General features: G+C 74.4%; 14 protein-coding genes. 8 read left to right on the forward strand and 6 right to left on the reverse strand.

Annotation, left to right across the window (positions count from 1 at the left end):
- The first annotated feature begins 221 nt into the window (after positions 1-221).
- The gene (locus NXY84_RS09575) at positions 222-1,820 is read left to right on the forward strand and encodes an ABC-F family ATP-binding cassette domain-containing protein (protein ID WP_258726848.1); all 1,599 of its coding nucleotides are present in this window, start codon (positions 222-224) and stop codon (positions 1,818-1,820) included.
- A gap of 108 nt (positions 1,821-1,928) precedes the next feature.
- Here NXY84_RS09575 and NXY84_RS09580 read toward each other — a convergent pair whose 3' ends face one another.
- The 3 genes from NXY84_RS09580 to NXY84_RS09590 are packed head-to-tail and all read right to left on the reverse strand — an operon-like array spanning position 1,929 to position 3,453.
- Entirely contained in the window at positions 1,929-2,843 is a 915-nt protein-coding gene (locus tag NXY84_RS09580; RefSeq protein WP_258726849.1) for an SURF1 family protein, read from the reverse strand.
- Positions 2,840-3,082 (reverse strand): hypothetical protein, encoded by a 243-nt coding sequence (locus NXY84_RS09585; protein WP_258726850.1) that lies wholly within the window; start codon positions 3,080-3,082, stop codon positions 2,840-2,842. The genes NXY84_RS09580 and NXY84_RS09585 overlap by 4 nt, the downstream gene beginning before the upstream one ends.
- Entirely contained in the window at positions 3,079-3,453 is a 375-nt protein-coding gene (locus tag NXY84_RS09590) for a DUF3099 domain-containing protein (protein WP_258726851.1), read from the reverse strand. Before NXY84_RS09590 ends, NXY84_RS09585 begins: the two co-directional genes overlap by 4 nt.
- A gap of 109 nt (positions 3,454-3,562) precedes the next feature.
- Between NXY84_RS09590 and fabG the strand changes: the two genes are divergently transcribed.
- Genes fabG through NXY84_RS09605 form a run of 3 tightly spaced genes read left to right on the forward strand, consistent with a single transcriptional unit; the run spans position 3,563 to position 5,631 of the window.
- Positions 3,563-4,294 carry a 3-oxoacyl-ACP reductase FabG gene (gene fabG / locus NXY84_RS09595; protein ID WP_258726852.1) on the forward strand — a complete coding sequence of 244 codons (732 nt, stop codon included), beginning with the start codon at positions 3,563-3,565 and terminating at the stop codon, positions 4,292-4,294.
- A gap of 35 nt (positions 4,295-4,329) precedes the next feature.
- Positions 4,330-5,100 (forward strand): enoyl-ACP reductase FabI, encoded by a 771-nt coding sequence (gene fabI, locus NXY84_RS09600; RefSeq protein ID WP_258726853.1) that lies wholly within the window; start codon positions 4,330-4,332, stop codon positions 5,098-5,100.
- A 3-nt stretch (positions 5,101-5,103) separates the two neighbouring features.
- Positions 5,104-5,631, forward strand: a complete 528-nt coding sequence (locus NXY84_RS09605; protein WP_258726854.1) for a SixA phosphatase family protein — start codon at positions 5,104-5,106, stop codon at positions 5,629-5,631.
- Between the two features lie 138 nt (positions 5,632-5,769).
- Here NXY84_RS09605 and serB read toward each other — a convergent pair whose 3' ends face one another.
- Together serB and NXY84_RS09615 are read right to left on the reverse strand one after the other, a co-directional pair.
- Positions 5,770-6,381 carry a phosphoserine phosphatase SerB gene (serB, locus tag NXY84_RS09610; protein ID WP_258727167.1) on the reverse strand — a complete coding sequence of 204 codons (612 nt, stop codon included), beginning with the start codon at positions 6,379-6,381 and terminating at the stop codon, positions 5,770-5,772.
- 198 nt (positions 6,382-6,579) lie between these two features.
- Positions 6,580-7,821, reverse strand: a complete 1,242-nt coding sequence (locus NXY84_RS09615) for a glucose-1-phosphate adenylyltransferase (RefSeq protein WP_258726855.1) — start codon at positions 7,819-7,821, stop codon at positions 6,580-6,582.
- A gap of 107 nt (positions 7,822-7,928) precedes the next feature.
- On the opposite strand from NXY84_RS09615, the gene glgA reads away from it, so the two are divergent.
- Positions 7,929-9,140 carry a glycogen synthase gene (gene glgA, locus NXY84_RS09620; protein ID WP_258726856.1) on the forward strand — a complete coding sequence of 404 codons (1,212 nt, stop codon included), beginning with the start codon at positions 7,929-7,931 and terminating at the stop codon, positions 9,138-9,140.
- Between the two features lie 70 nt (positions 9,141-9,210).
- Here glgA and NXY84_RS09625 read toward each other — a convergent pair whose 3' ends face one another.
- Positions 9,211-9,999, reverse strand: a complete 789-nt coding sequence (locus tag NXY84_RS09625) for a hypothetical protein (protein WP_258726857.1) — start codon at positions 9,997-9,999, stop codon at positions 9,211-9,213.
- A gap of 85 nt (positions 10,000-10,084) precedes the next feature.
- Here NXY84_RS09625 and NXY84_RS09630 point away from each other — a divergent pair, with 85 nt between their 5' ends.
- From NXY84_RS09630 to NXY84_RS09640, 3 genes are all read left to right on the forward strand, one after another.
- Positions 10,085-10,870 (forward strand): ABC transporter ATP-binding protein, encoded by a 786-nt coding sequence (locus tag NXY84_RS09630; protein ID WP_258726858.1) that lies wholly within the window; start codon positions 10,085-10,087, stop codon positions 10,868-10,870.
- A gap of 207 nt (positions 10,871-11,077) precedes the next feature.
- A complete protein-coding gene (locus NXY84_RS09635) occupies positions 11,078-11,518 on the forward strand; it encodes an NfeD family protein (protein WP_258726859.1) in 441 nt (146 codons plus the stop codon).
- Positions 11,519-11,593: 75 nt separating this feature from the next.
- On the forward strand, positions 11,594-12,865 hold the full coding sequence (locus NXY84_RS09640) for an SPFH domain-containing protein (RefSeq protein ID WP_258726860.1): 1,272 nt from the start codon (positions 11,594-11,596) through the stop codon (positions 12,863-12,865).
- Positions 12,866-12,982 lie beyond the last annotated feature (117 nt).

Consider the following 12,982-nt stretch of genomic DNA (forward strand, 5'->3'; position numbering starts at 1 on the left):
CTGCTCGGCGTCCGGTGCGCCGCGACCCGGACCGGCTCCGGCCGTGCTCGGCGGGCGCGACCGGGTGAGGCGGCCGGGCGCAACGCTAGCCGGTCGTAGACTTGGTTGCGTTTGTGCCCGCGTCCAACACCGGCGTGCGGCCTTCGGAGGAACACCACAGCCCGACCCAGTCCATCGGCGCGCCCGCTTCCCGTGCGGCGCCCGGTCCCGGAAGGACCCCCGTGATCACTGCCCATGCCGTCGAGCTGCGTGTCGGCGCACGCGTGCTGCTCGAGGAGGCGACGTTCCGCATCGCCGCCGGGGACCGGATCGGGCTCGTCGGACGCAACGGCGCGGGCAAGACGACGCTGACCAAGACGCTCGCGGGGGAGACGCAGCCGTCGGGCGGGCAGATCACGCGCGCCGGCGAGATCGGCTACCTGCCGCAGGACCCGCGCACGGGCGACCTCGGCGCGCTCGCGATGGACCGCATCCTCTCGGCGCGCGGGCTCGACGAGGTCGTGCGCGCGATGCGCGAGACCGAGGGCCAGATGGCGAGCGCGGACGACGACACGCGGGACACCGCGATGGAGCGCTACACGCGGCTCGAGGCGCGCTTCACGGCCGCCGGCGGGTACGCGGCCGAGAGCGAGGCGAGCCGCATCGCGGCGAACCTGGGCCTCGACGAGCGTGTGCTCGGGCAGACGATCGGCACGCTGTCCGGTGGTCAGCGCCGTCGCGTCGAGCTCGCGCGCATCCTGTTCTCGGGGGTCGACACGCTGCTGCTCGACGAGCCGACCAACCACCTCGACGCCGACTCGATCCTGTGGCTGCGCGACTACCTGAAGAGCTACCCGGGCGGCTTCGTGGTCATCAGCCACGACACCGAGCTGCTGCGTGCGACCGTGAACAAGGTCTTCCACCTGGACGCCAACCGCGGCGAGCTCGACCAGTACAACCTGGGCTGGGACGCGTACCTGCTGCAGCGCGAGACCGACGAGAAGCGCCGCAAGCGTGAGCGCGCCAACACCGAGAAGAAGGCCGCGGTGCTGCTCGCGCAGGCCGACAAGATGCGCGCCAAGGCGACCAAGGCCGTCGCCGCGCAGAACATGGCCCGCCGCGCCGAGCGCATGCTCTCCTCGCTCGAGGAGGTCCGCGTCTCGGACAAGGTCGCCAAGCTGCGGTTCCCCGAGCCGGCGCCGTGCGGCAAGACGCCGCTCACGGCCGAGGGGCTCAGCAAGTCCTACGGCTCGCAGGAGGTCTTCACCGACGTCGACCTCGCGATCGACCGGGGGAGCCGTGTCGTCGTCCTGGGCCTCAACGGCGCCGGCAAGACGACGCTCCTGCGCATGCTCGCGGGCCTCGCGCAGCCGGACACGGGCGAGGTCAAGGCCGGGCACGGGCTCAAGCTCGGGTACTACGCGCAGGAGCACGAGACGCTCGACCTCAGCCGCACGGTCGTGGAGAACCTCCGCTCCGCGGCGCCCGACCTGACCGACACCCAGGTCCGCTCGGTGCTCGGGTCGTTCCTGTTCTCGGGCGACGACGCCGACAAGTCGGCGGGCGTGCTCTCGGGCGGGGAGAAGACCCGGCTCGCGCTCGCGGCGCTCGTCGTGTCCTCCGCGAACGTCCTGCTGCTCGACGAGCCCACCAACAACCTCGACCCGGCGTCGCGCGAGGAGATCCTCGCGGCGCTGCGCGGCTACACCGGGGCGGTCGTCCTGGTCAGCCACGACGAGGGCGCGGTCGCGGCGCTCAACCCCGAGCGCGTCGTGCTGCTGCCCGACGGCGACGAGGACCTGTGGAGCCCGGCGTACCTCGACCTGATCTCGCTCGCGTAGCGGGAGCAGGTCCGGGCGGTCCGTGCCGGGCCGCGCGTCGGCGGGGATCAGGCGCGCGGACGCTCGCCCGTCCCGTGCCCACGCGCGGCGGCAGTGCGCTGCGGGACGTCAGCGCAGCTGGGCGTCGATCAGGGCGTCCTCGACGTCCTCGGCGCTCGGGCCGCGGTCCCGTCGAGCCGCACGTGCCGCCCGGGGGGTGCGGGGCGGGGTCGGCGGCGTGCCCTCGTCGTCGGGCCCCGGCGCCCCTGGACCCTCCGGCTCGCCCTCGTCCCCGAGGCGTGCGTCGACGAGCTCGCGCCGGGCCATCACGGAGAACCCGACGAGCGCCCCGAGCGCGAACGTCCACCACTGGAACGCGTAGGACAGGTGCGATCCCGGGTCGGTGCTCGGTGCCGGCAGCGGCACGAGCGCCCGCGCCGGGGCCGGGTCCTCGTCGGCGAGCGCGCCGTACGCGCGGTAGGGGGTCAGGCCGTCGAGTGCCGCGTCGTCCGGCGCCTGGTCGAGCACCTGCGCGACCGAGATCGCCTGCACCTGGCCGGCGGCCGCCGCCCGCGCGGGCGGCTCGTCGAGCCGGAGCCGGACCGTGACCTCCACGGGCCCGGCCGGGGGAGCGGGGACGTCGACCGCGGCCGAGCCGTCGGTCCCCATCCCGACGAACCCGCGGTTCACGACCAGCACCGTGCCCGGCTCGCCGCCCGCCTCGACCACGAGCGGGACGAGCACGTGGTACCCCGGCGTGCTCTCGACCGGCCGGTTGCGCAGCAGCACCGTGGCCTCGGGCAGGTAGCGGCCGGTCACCACCGCCCGGCGCCACACGTCGTCCGTGCCGAGCGCGGCGTCGGCCGAGGGCAGCACCTCGTCGAGCGGCACCGGCTCCGCGGCGTAGTTCCGCTCGACCACCCGGATCAGCGCGTCGCGCGCGACGTGCCGGTTCCACTGCCAGCGGCCCGCGAACGCGCAGCCCGTCGCGACGACGAGCGCGACGAGCACGAGCGCGAGCGCGCGGCGGACGTGCGGGCTCACGGGCTCTCGGCCACCTCGAGCTCAGCGACGGGCACGGCGCCGCGCAGGAACCCGCGCACGTCGAGGTAGGAGCTCAGGTGCTCGCGGTGCTCGTCGCACGCGAGCCAGACCTTGCGGCGCTCGGGCGTGTGCAGCTTCGGGTTGTTCCACAGCAGACCCCACGCCGCCTCGGCGCGGCAGCCGCGGCGCGAGCACACGAGCTCGTCGACCGCGTCGGGGGTGGGCTGCAGGAGGCTCATCGGGGTCCTCGGGATCCTCGGGGACGGCTCGGGTCCGGGTGGTCGGCGGGGTCGGCCGGGCCGACGCCGTCCTCGCGGCGCGCGCCGATCGCGCGGGGGTCCACGTAGGTCGGCACACGGTCGACCCGTTCGCGGCCCGCGTTCGCGAACAGCACCGCGACGTAGGGCAGCACGACCGCGCCGACGATGAACAGCAGCGACACCCACGCCGGCACGACGCCGTACAGCACGACGGCCAGCACGAAGCACAGGGTGCGGATGCCCATCTGCAGCAGGTACCGGCGCGTGCGCCGCGCGAGGTCGTCGGCGAGCGGTTCCGGCGCGGACGTGATGCTGATCACGTCGTCCGTCTCACGGCTCTTCCTTCTCACCTCACGATGGTAGTCCGGCGTCGTTGTGGGCACCCGACAAGGGCGGCGCGGCATCTCGCGCGCGGGCGTCACCGACACCCGGCCCGCGTGTCGGATACCGTCGGATCTCGTGCCGCAGACTCCAGCAGGTGAGAACGGACCCCGCAGCATCCTCGTCACGGGTGCCAACCGGGGCATCGGCCGCGCGATCGCGGAGCGCTTCGTCGCGTCCGGCGACAAGGTCGCCACGATCTACCGCAGCGGCGACCTCCCCGACGGGGTGCTCGGCGTGACGGGCGACGTGCGGGACACCGCCGCCGTCGACGCCGCGTTCACCGAGGTCGAGGCCGCCCACGGACCGGTCGAGGTGCTCGTCGCCAACGCCGGGATCACGCGCGACCAGCTCCTCATGCGGATGACCGACGAGGAGTTCGAGCAGGTGCTCGACGTCAACCTCACGGGCGCGTTCCGCTGCGTGCGCCGCGCCTCCAAGGGCATGATCCGGCTCCGTCGGGGGCGCATCGTGCTCGTCTCCTCGGTGGTGGGGCTCTACGGCTCGCCCGGGCAGGTCAACTACGCCGCGTCCAAGGCCGGCCTCGTCGGCATGGCACGGTCGATCACGCGCGAGCTCGGCGGCCGCGGGATCACCGCGAACGTCGTCGCCCCCGGCTTCATCGACACGGCGATGACGGCCGAGCTGCCCGCCGAGCGCCAGGACGCCTACAAGGCGTCGATCCCCGCGGGGCGGTTCGGGCACGCCGACGAGATCGCCGCCGCCGTGCACTTCCTCGCCTCGCCCGACGCCGCCTACGTCTCGGGGGCCGTCCTCCCCGTCGACGGCGGCCTCGGCATGGGCCACTGACCCCCTCTCGACTCGACCGGAACGGAACAGCACCCATGGGTCTGCTCGACGGCAAGAAGCTCCTCGTGACCGGCGTCCTCACGGACGGCTCGATCGCGTTCCACGTCGCCCGCCTCGCCCAGGAGCAGGGCGCGCAGGTCGTCCTCACCTCCTTCGGGCGCCAGTTCCGCCTCACGCAGGCGATCGCCCGGCGGCTGCCCGCGGAGGCGCCCGTCGTGCAGCTCGACGTCACGTCGGCCGAGGACCTGGCTGCGCTCGCGGACCGCGTGCGCGAGCTCGGCGTCGACCGGCTCGACGGCGTCGTGCACTCGATCGGCTTCGCGCCGCAGTCCGTCATGGGCGGCAACTTCCTCGCCGGGGAGTGGGAGGACGTCGCGACCGCGGTGCACGTGTCCGCGTACTCGCTCAAGGCGCTCGCGGTCGCCGCGCAGCCGCTGCTCTCCTCGGGCGGGTCGATCGTCGGCCTGACCTTCGACGCGCGCTACGCGTGGCCCGTGTACGACTGGATGGGCGTCGCCAAGGCGGCGTTCGAGTCGACGGCCCGCTACCTCGCGCGCGACCTCGGACCGCACGGCGTGCGCGTCAACCTCGTCTCGGCCGGCCCGATCCGCACGACCGCCGCGAAGTCGATCCCCGGCTTCGAGGCCATGGAGGGCGGCTGGCCCGAGCGCGCGCCCCTCGGCTGGGACGTGCACGACCCCGAGCCCACGGCGCGCGCGGTCGCCGCGCTGCTGTCCGACTGGTTCCCGGCCACGACCGGCGAGATCGTGCACGTCGACGGCGGCGTGCACGCGATGGGTCTGTAGCCCGTGACCGGGACGTCGACGGCCGCGCGGCGGCTCGTCCTGCTGCGGCACGCGAAGGCCGAGCCGGGCGGGGTGCTCGACGACCACGTGCGCACGCTCGCGCTCGAGGGTCGCCGCCAGGCGGGGCTGGTCGGGGCGAGCCTGCGCGACGCGGGCCTCGTCCCGGACCTCGTGCTGTGCTCCTCGGCGGTCCGCACGCGTCAGACGTGGGACCTCGCGCGCAACGCGCTCGGCACGGACGCCCCGCACGTCGAAGTGTCCGACGAGCTCTACACCGCGGGGGCCCGCGAGCTGCTCGAGCTCGTCCGCTCGGTGGACCCGGACGCGCGCACCGTGCTGCTCGTCGGGCACGAGCCGACCGTCTCCCAGGCCGCCGCGCTGCTCGCGGGGCCGGGGTCGGACGAGACGGCGCAGGTGCGCGTGCGCACGGGCGTCCCCACGGCGAGCTACTCGGTGCTGGAGACCGACGTCGCGTGGTCCGCGCTCGAGCCGGACGGCGCGCGGCTGCTGCGCCTCGTGACGGCCGGCTGACCGCTCCGCGCACGCTGGGCCGGGCGGCACGGCGGCCGTCCCGACGGGTCGTGCGGGCCGATCGGGCCCGGGTCGACCTGCCGTCCTGACGCGTCGTGCGGACCGGTCCGGCCGGGCCGACCGGTCAGCGCGGCGGGCTCAGGCGAACGGCCCGAGCGCGAGCACCTCGTCGAGCCGCGCGCCCAGCACCGCGTCCGCCTGCGCGCACACGACGGGCTTGGCGTTGAACGCCACCCCGAACGCCGCGGCGGCGATCATGTCGAGGTCGTTCGCCCCGTCGCCGATCGCGACGGTGCGGTCGAGCGGGATCTGCTCGGCCGCGGCGAGCTCGCGCAGGAACGTGGCCTTGGCGGCCCGGTCCACGACGGGCCCCGAGACGCGGCCCGTGAGCACGCCGCCGTCGACCTCGAGCGCGTTGGCCCGGAAGCGCGTGATCCCGAGGCGCGCGGCGAGCGGGGCGACGACCTCGACGAACCCCCCCGAGACGAGCCCGAGCGGCCAGCGGCGGCGCGCCAGCTCCTCGACCAGCTCCGTGGCACCGGGGGAGAGCTCGACCGCCGCGAGCACGTCGTCGAAGACCGTGACCGGCAGGCCGGCGAGGGCCGCGACACGCGCGTGCAGCGACGCGGCGAAGTCCAGCTCGCCGCGCATCGCCCGCTCGGTGATCTCGGTGACCTCCGCGCGCGTTCCGGCGTGGTCCGCGAGCAGCTCGATGACCTCGCCCGTGATGAGGGTCGAGTCGACGTCCATGACGACGAGGTGGCGCGGGCGGGCGGCGGCGTCGGGGCGGGCGGCGTCGGCGGCAGGCACGGTGGTCACGCGAGGCAGGGTAGCCGTGGGGGCGGCGGGCCCGTCGTGCGCGTTCAGCCCTCGTCGGCCCGGCCCCGTCGGTCCGTGCCGGCACGGGCTCAGGCGGCGCGACGACAGGTCCGGGCCCGGCCCCCGGGGTCAGTCCTCGATGACGTGGCCCTTGGGGACGACCGTGATGCCCGACTCCGTGACGGTGAACCCGCGCGCGAGGTCGTGCTCGCGGTCGAGCCCGATCCGGGCCCGCTCCGGGACGATGACGTTCTTGTCGATGATCGCGCGGTGCACCTGCGCGTAGCGCTGGACGTGCACGCCGTCCATGAGCACCGAGTCGGTCACCTGCGCCCACGAGTGCAGGTAGGTCCCGGGCGACAGGATCGAGCCCGAGACCGTCGCGCCCGAGACGAGCACGCCGGGGGAGACGATCGAGTCGGCCGCGTGCCCCAGGCGCCCCGGGCCCGCGTGCACGAACTTGGCGGGCGGCAGGCCCGTGTAGCCCGTGAACACCGGCCACGAGTCGTTGTACAGGTTGAAGACCGGCTCGATCGAGATGAGGTCCTGGTTCGCGTCGTAGTACGAGTCGAGCGTCCCGACGTCGCGCCAGTAGTCACGGTCCCGGTCGGTCGAGCCCGGGACGTCGTTCTTGATGAAGTCGTAGACCGCCGCCGTGCCCTTCTCGACGAACGACGGCACCAGGTCCCCGCCCATGTCGTGGCGCGAGTTCGGGTCGGCCGCGTCGGCGGTGACCGCCTCGATGAGCGCGTCGGCGTTGATGACGTAGTTGCCCATCGAGGCGAAGATCTCGTCGGGCGAGCCCGGGACGGCGACCGGGTCGCTCGGCTTCTCGCGGAACGCCGCGATGCGGACCGGGTCGCTCGGGTCGGTCTCGATGACGCCGAACTGGTCGGCCATGCCGATCGGCTGCCGGATGCCGGCGACGGTGATCTCCGCGCCCGACTCGACGTGCTGGTCGACCATCTGGGAGAAGTCCATGCGGTACACGTGGTCGGCGCCGACCACGACTACGATGTCGGGGCGCTCGTCCTCGATGATGTTGAGGCACTGGTAGATCGCGTCCGCGCTGCCGAGGTACCAGTGCTTGCCGACGCGCTGCTGCGCGGGCACCGGGGCGACGTAGTTGCCGAGGAGCGTCGACATGCGCCACGTCTTGGCGACGTGCCGGTCGAGGCTGTGCGACTTGTACTGCGTCAGCACCACGATGTGCAGGTAGTGCGAGTTGACGAGGTTCGACAGCGCGAAGTCCACCAGCCGGTAGATGCCGCCGAACGGCACGGCGGGTTTGGCCCGTGCCGCCGTCAGCGGCATGAGCCGCTTGCCTTCCCCACCTGCGAGGACGATTGCCAGGACGCGCGGCGCTGCCATGGGACAGACCCTAGGCCTCCGCCGTTCCCGAGGCGAGGTGAACGCCGCGAAGGACTAGCGTGTCGCACGGTGGACGGGGGAGCCCCGGCCGGTGGAGAGGGGACACGATGCGAGTCGACCTGCTGACCAGGGAGTACCCGCCCCACGTGTACGGCGGGGCAGGGGTCCACGTGGCCGAGCTCGCGGCCGTGCTGAGGCGCAGCATCGACGTGCGCGTGCACTGCTTCGACGGTCCGCGCGAAGAGGCAGACGTGCACGGGTACGACGTGCCCGCCGAGCTCGCCGGCGCGAACGCGGCGCTCGCGACGATGGGCGTCGACCTGCAGATCGCCGCGCACCTCGAGGGCGCCGACCTGGTGCACTCCCACACCTGGTACGCGAACCTCGCGGGCCACCTCGGCGGGCTCCTCCACGGCGTCCCGCACGTCGTCTCGGCGCACAGCCTCGAGCCGCTGCGCCCGTGGAAGGCCGAGCAGCTCGGCGGCGGCTACGCGCTGTCGAGCTGGGTCGAGCGGACCGCCTTCGAGGCGGCGGCCGGCGTCATCGCGGTGAGCGGCGGCATGCGCGCCGACATCCTGCGCAGCTACCCGGCGATCGACCCGGACCGCGTCCACGTCGTGCACAACGGCATCGACCTCGCGGGGTGGCAGCGCCCGACGGACGACGAGGCGCTCGCGCAGGCCGACGCCGTGGTGCGCCGCCTCGGCATCGACCCGGACCGGCCGTCCGTGGTCTTCGTCGGACGCATCACCCGGCAGAAGGGCCTGCCGTACCTGCTGCGGGCCGCCGACCTGCTCCCGCCCGACGTGCAGCTCGTGCTGTGCGCGGGCGCCCCGGACACGCCGCAGATCGCCGCCGAGGTGACCGGGCTCGTCGACGAGCTGCGCGCGCGCCGCGGCGGCGGGGTCGTGTGGATCGAGCAGATGCTCCCGCGCCCCGAGCTCGTCGCGGTGCTCGCGGCCGGCACCGTGTTCGTGTGCCCGTCGGTGTACGAGCCGCTCGGCATCGTCAACCTCGAGGCCATGGCGGTCGGGCTGCCGGTCGTCGGCTCCGCGACGGGCGGGATCCCCGAGGTCGTCGACGACGGCGTCACGGGGTGGCTCGTGCCGATCGAGCAGGTCCAGGACGGCACCGGGACCCCGCTCGATCCCGAGAAGTTCGTCGCGGACCTCGGGTCGGCGCTCGTCGAGGCCGTGTCCGACCCGGCTCGGGCGGCCGAGCGTGGCGTGGCCTCGCGCCGGCGCGTCGAGGACCACTTCTCGTGGGACGCGGTCGCGGAGCGCACGATCGACGTCTACCGGAGCGTGCTGGGGGCCTGAGCGCGTCGTCGACCGCTTCCCCGGGAGGTGCTGCGCGCGGTCGGGACGCTCGGGCTGAGAACGCGTCGGCTCAGAACGCGTCGGGCACGTGCGTCGCCGACGACATCGCGCGGCGGGCCGCCCGGTCGACCTCGCGCAGCGCCGTCGAGCGCTGGTCCGCCTGCCACAGGTTGACCGCGCCGCCGTCGTCGGCCGTCGCGAGCCGCACGATCGCCCGGAGCCGCGCCGCGCTCGCGAGGACCCGCACGCGCCGCCCCTCGAGCGTCGGCGGCAGGCCCCAGCCCGGGTCGACGTCGCTGCGCAGGGCGGCGATCGCCTCGGCCGCGTCGGGTCGCCACCGGGCCACGTCGAGCGACGCGAGCGCCTCGGTCGCCTGGATCAGCGCGGTGCGCAGGTCCCGCTCCGCCTCGGCGAGCGTCCCGACCTGCCCGACGAGCGCCGGACGCCAGTCGGGCACCCGCGCGACCTCCCACGTGACGAGGTGCCCGGGCTCGTACGCGCTGCCGAACTCCTCGACGTGCGGCACCGCGGCGAACGTCCCGTGCAGGCCGTGCACGAGCACGCACTCGCCCGCGAGCACCGCGGGACCGGCGACGGCCGCGGGTGCCCCGCCCGGGTCCCCGGGGACGGGCAGCGCGGCGGCCGCGGCGCGCGGGCCGGCGGCCCATGCGGCGACGAGGTCGGGCAGCGTCGCGGCGGCCCCGAGGTCGGTGCCCTCGCCGACGCGGACGGTGTGCGGCTCGTCGTCCCCCTGGACGGCGGTCACGGCCCGCTGGACGGGCGCCGAGCCCGAGCCGATCTCCTGCAGCCAGAGCGCGAGCAGCACGGAGCGCGGCAGGGCGAGCACCGAGTGATCCACCGCACCACGGTACGACGTGGACCGCCGTGATCCGGGCACGCCCCGGTGACGTCCGGCCCGCTCGCGCCGACTAAGGTCGGTGCCCATGACCGACGTGCTCGACCTGCAGGACGTGTCCATCCGTCGCGGTACCACGACGATCCTGAACCGGCTCTCGTGGACCGTGCGCGAGGGGGAGCGGTGGGTGGTGCTCGGTCGCAACGGCGCGGGCAAGACGACCCTGCTCCAGGTCGCCTCGGGCCGCATGCACCCCTCGGCCGGCACCGCCGACCTGCTCGGCTCGCGGATGGGCCGGGTCGACGTGTTCGAGCTGCGCCCCCGCATCGGCCTGTCGAGCGCGTCGCTCGCCGACCGCATCCCGGCGGGGGAGACCGTGCGCGACGTCGTCCTCACCGCCGCCTACGGCGTCACGGGCCGCTGGCGCGAGTCGTACGAGGAGCTCGACGAGAGCCGCGCGGGCGACCTGCTCGCGGCGTTCGGGGTCGCGCACCTCGCCGACCGCCGGTTCGGGACGCTGAGCGAGGGCGAGCGCAAGCGGACCCAGATCGCGCGCTCGCTCATGACCGACCCCGAGCTCCTGCTGCTCGACGAGCCCGCCGCGGGCCTCGACCTCGGCGGGCGCGAGGAGCTCGTGGCCGCGCTCGCCGAGCTCGCCGGCGACCCGCGCTCGCCCGTGCTCGTGCTCGTGACGCACCACGTCGAGGAGATCCCGCCCGGCTTCACGCACCTGCTCCTGCTGCGCGACGGCGAGGTGCACGCGCGCGGGCCGCTCGAGGAGGTGCTCACCGCGGAGAACCTGTCGGGCGCGTTCGGCCTCGACCTCGTGGTCGAGCGCACCGGCGACCGGTGGACTGCGCGCGCGGCGGGCTGATCGTCCCGGCGTCCCGGCGTCCCCCGTGAGCCTCCGGCTGTGCCGGTGTCCCGGCGGCGGCGACGTCGTTGCGACGTGCACGAACGCCTCAGCGTTCTCTCACGTCGGGGCAAAGCGATCGTCTAGAATCGATCCGACGACGCAGGGTCACGACCACGCCGGTCGAGGGTCCACCGCGTCGCCGGCACCAGAGAGACGGTGAGTCAGATGAACGCCTGGCTGTGGTGGGTCGGCAGCGCCACGCTGCTGGCGATCGCGGAGATCCTCTCCCTCGACCTCATCCTCCTGATGCTCGCCGGGGGCGCGCTCGCGGGGGCTGCCGCCGCCCTGCTCGGGGCGGACCTCACGATCCAGATCGTCGCGGCGACCGTCACGTCGGTCCTCATGCTCTTCGCGCTGCGTCCCTGGCTGCTGCGCCACCTGCGCCGGCGCATGCCGCTCGTCGAGACCAACGCGGCGGCGCTCGTCGGGCGGCCCGCCATCGTCGTCGCGACGACGACCGAGCTCGGCGGCCGTGTGAAGCTCGCGGGCGAGGTGTGGTCGGCCCGCGCCGCCGCCGAGGACGTCACGTACCCGCCCGGGGCCGAGGTGCGCGTCACGTCGATCGACGGCGCCACGGCGGTCGTCGCGCTCGCCGAGCCCGCCTGACCCCAGACCGACCGCGGGCTCGCCGAGCCCGAGGACCCGCGCGCGGGCCCGCTCGCGCAGCCACGGAGGAGCACAGTGGACGAGTCATCTGTCAGCCCAGGAACCATCGTCGGCTACGTCGTGCTGGCGCTGGTCGCCGTGTTCGTCGTCATCGCGCTCGCGCGGTCGGTGCGGATCGTGCCGCAGACCGTCGCGGTCATCGTCGAGCGGCTCGGCCGGTACTCGCGCACGATGGACGCCGGCCTGCACCTGCTCATCCCGTTCGTCGACCGCGTGCGCGCCGGCGTCGACCTGCGCGAGCAGGTCGTGTCGTTCCCGCCGCAGCCGGTGATCACGTCGGACAACCTCGTCGTGAGCATCGACACGGTCCTGTACTTCCAGGTCACGGACCCGAAGTCGGCGGTCTACGAGATCGCGAACTACATCACCGCGATCGAGCAGCTCACGGTCACGACGCTCCGCAACGTCATCGGGTCGATGGACCTCGAGCAGACGCTCACGAGCCGCGACCAGATCAACGGCCAGCTGCGCGGCGTGCTCGACGAGGCGACCGGCAAGTGGGGCATCCGCGTCAACCGCGTCGAGCTCAAGTCGATCGACCCGCCGCAGAGCATCCAGGGCTCGATGGAGCAGCAGATGCGCGCCGAGCGTGACCGCCGTGCGGCGATCCTGACCGCCGAGGGCGTCAAGCAGTCGCAGATCCTCACCGCCGAGGGCGACAAGCAGGCGGCGATCCTGCGGGCCGAGGGGTCCGCGCAGGCGGCGATCCTGACCGCCGAGGGCGAGGCGCGCGCGATCCTCCAGGTCTTCGACGCCGTGCACCGCGGCGACGCCGACCCCAAGCTCCTCGCGTACCAGTACCTGCAGACCCTGCCGAAGCTCGCGTCGAGCCCGGCGAACAAGGTGTGGGTCATCCCGTCGGAGCTCACGGGCGCCCTGGGCCAGTTCACGAAGGGCTTCGCCGGCGCGTTCACCGGGGAGGACGGCGAGGCTGCGCCGACCCGTCCCGCGGGCACGTCGCCGCTCGGGGACGACCTGCCGCCGACGTCGCTCGTCGACCCGGCCGAGGCGCTCGCGCAGGCACGGCGCGAGCTCGAGATCGCGACGGCCGACGCCACGAGCGCCGGGACGCTCAGCGGCCAGCCCTCCGACCCGCTGGCCGCCGCCGGGCAGCGTCCGACGGGGGCGTTCGGGTACACCAAGCCCCAGCACGCCACGCCGGACGCCCCGGCGCAGGCGGCCCCGCGGCAGGCGGAGCCGACGACGCCGCCGCAGTCCGGCCCGCAGCAGGCCGCGCCGATCGAGCGGGACACGCGCCCGTACGACGGCCCGTCCGCGCAGGGCTGACGCCGCGAGGGGGACGAGGTCGGGCGGCGCACCGCGAGCCGGTGCGCCGCCCGACCCGTGTCTGCCCTGAGCCGAACACCCCGCAACTCGCTTGACCGCCCCTGACCAGCGGCGAAG

The sequence above is a fragment of the Cellulomonas sp. NS3 genome (genome assembly GCF_024757985.1).
Lineage (GTDB): Bacteria > Actinomycetota > Actinomycetes > Actinomycetales > Cellulomonadaceae > Cellulomonas_A.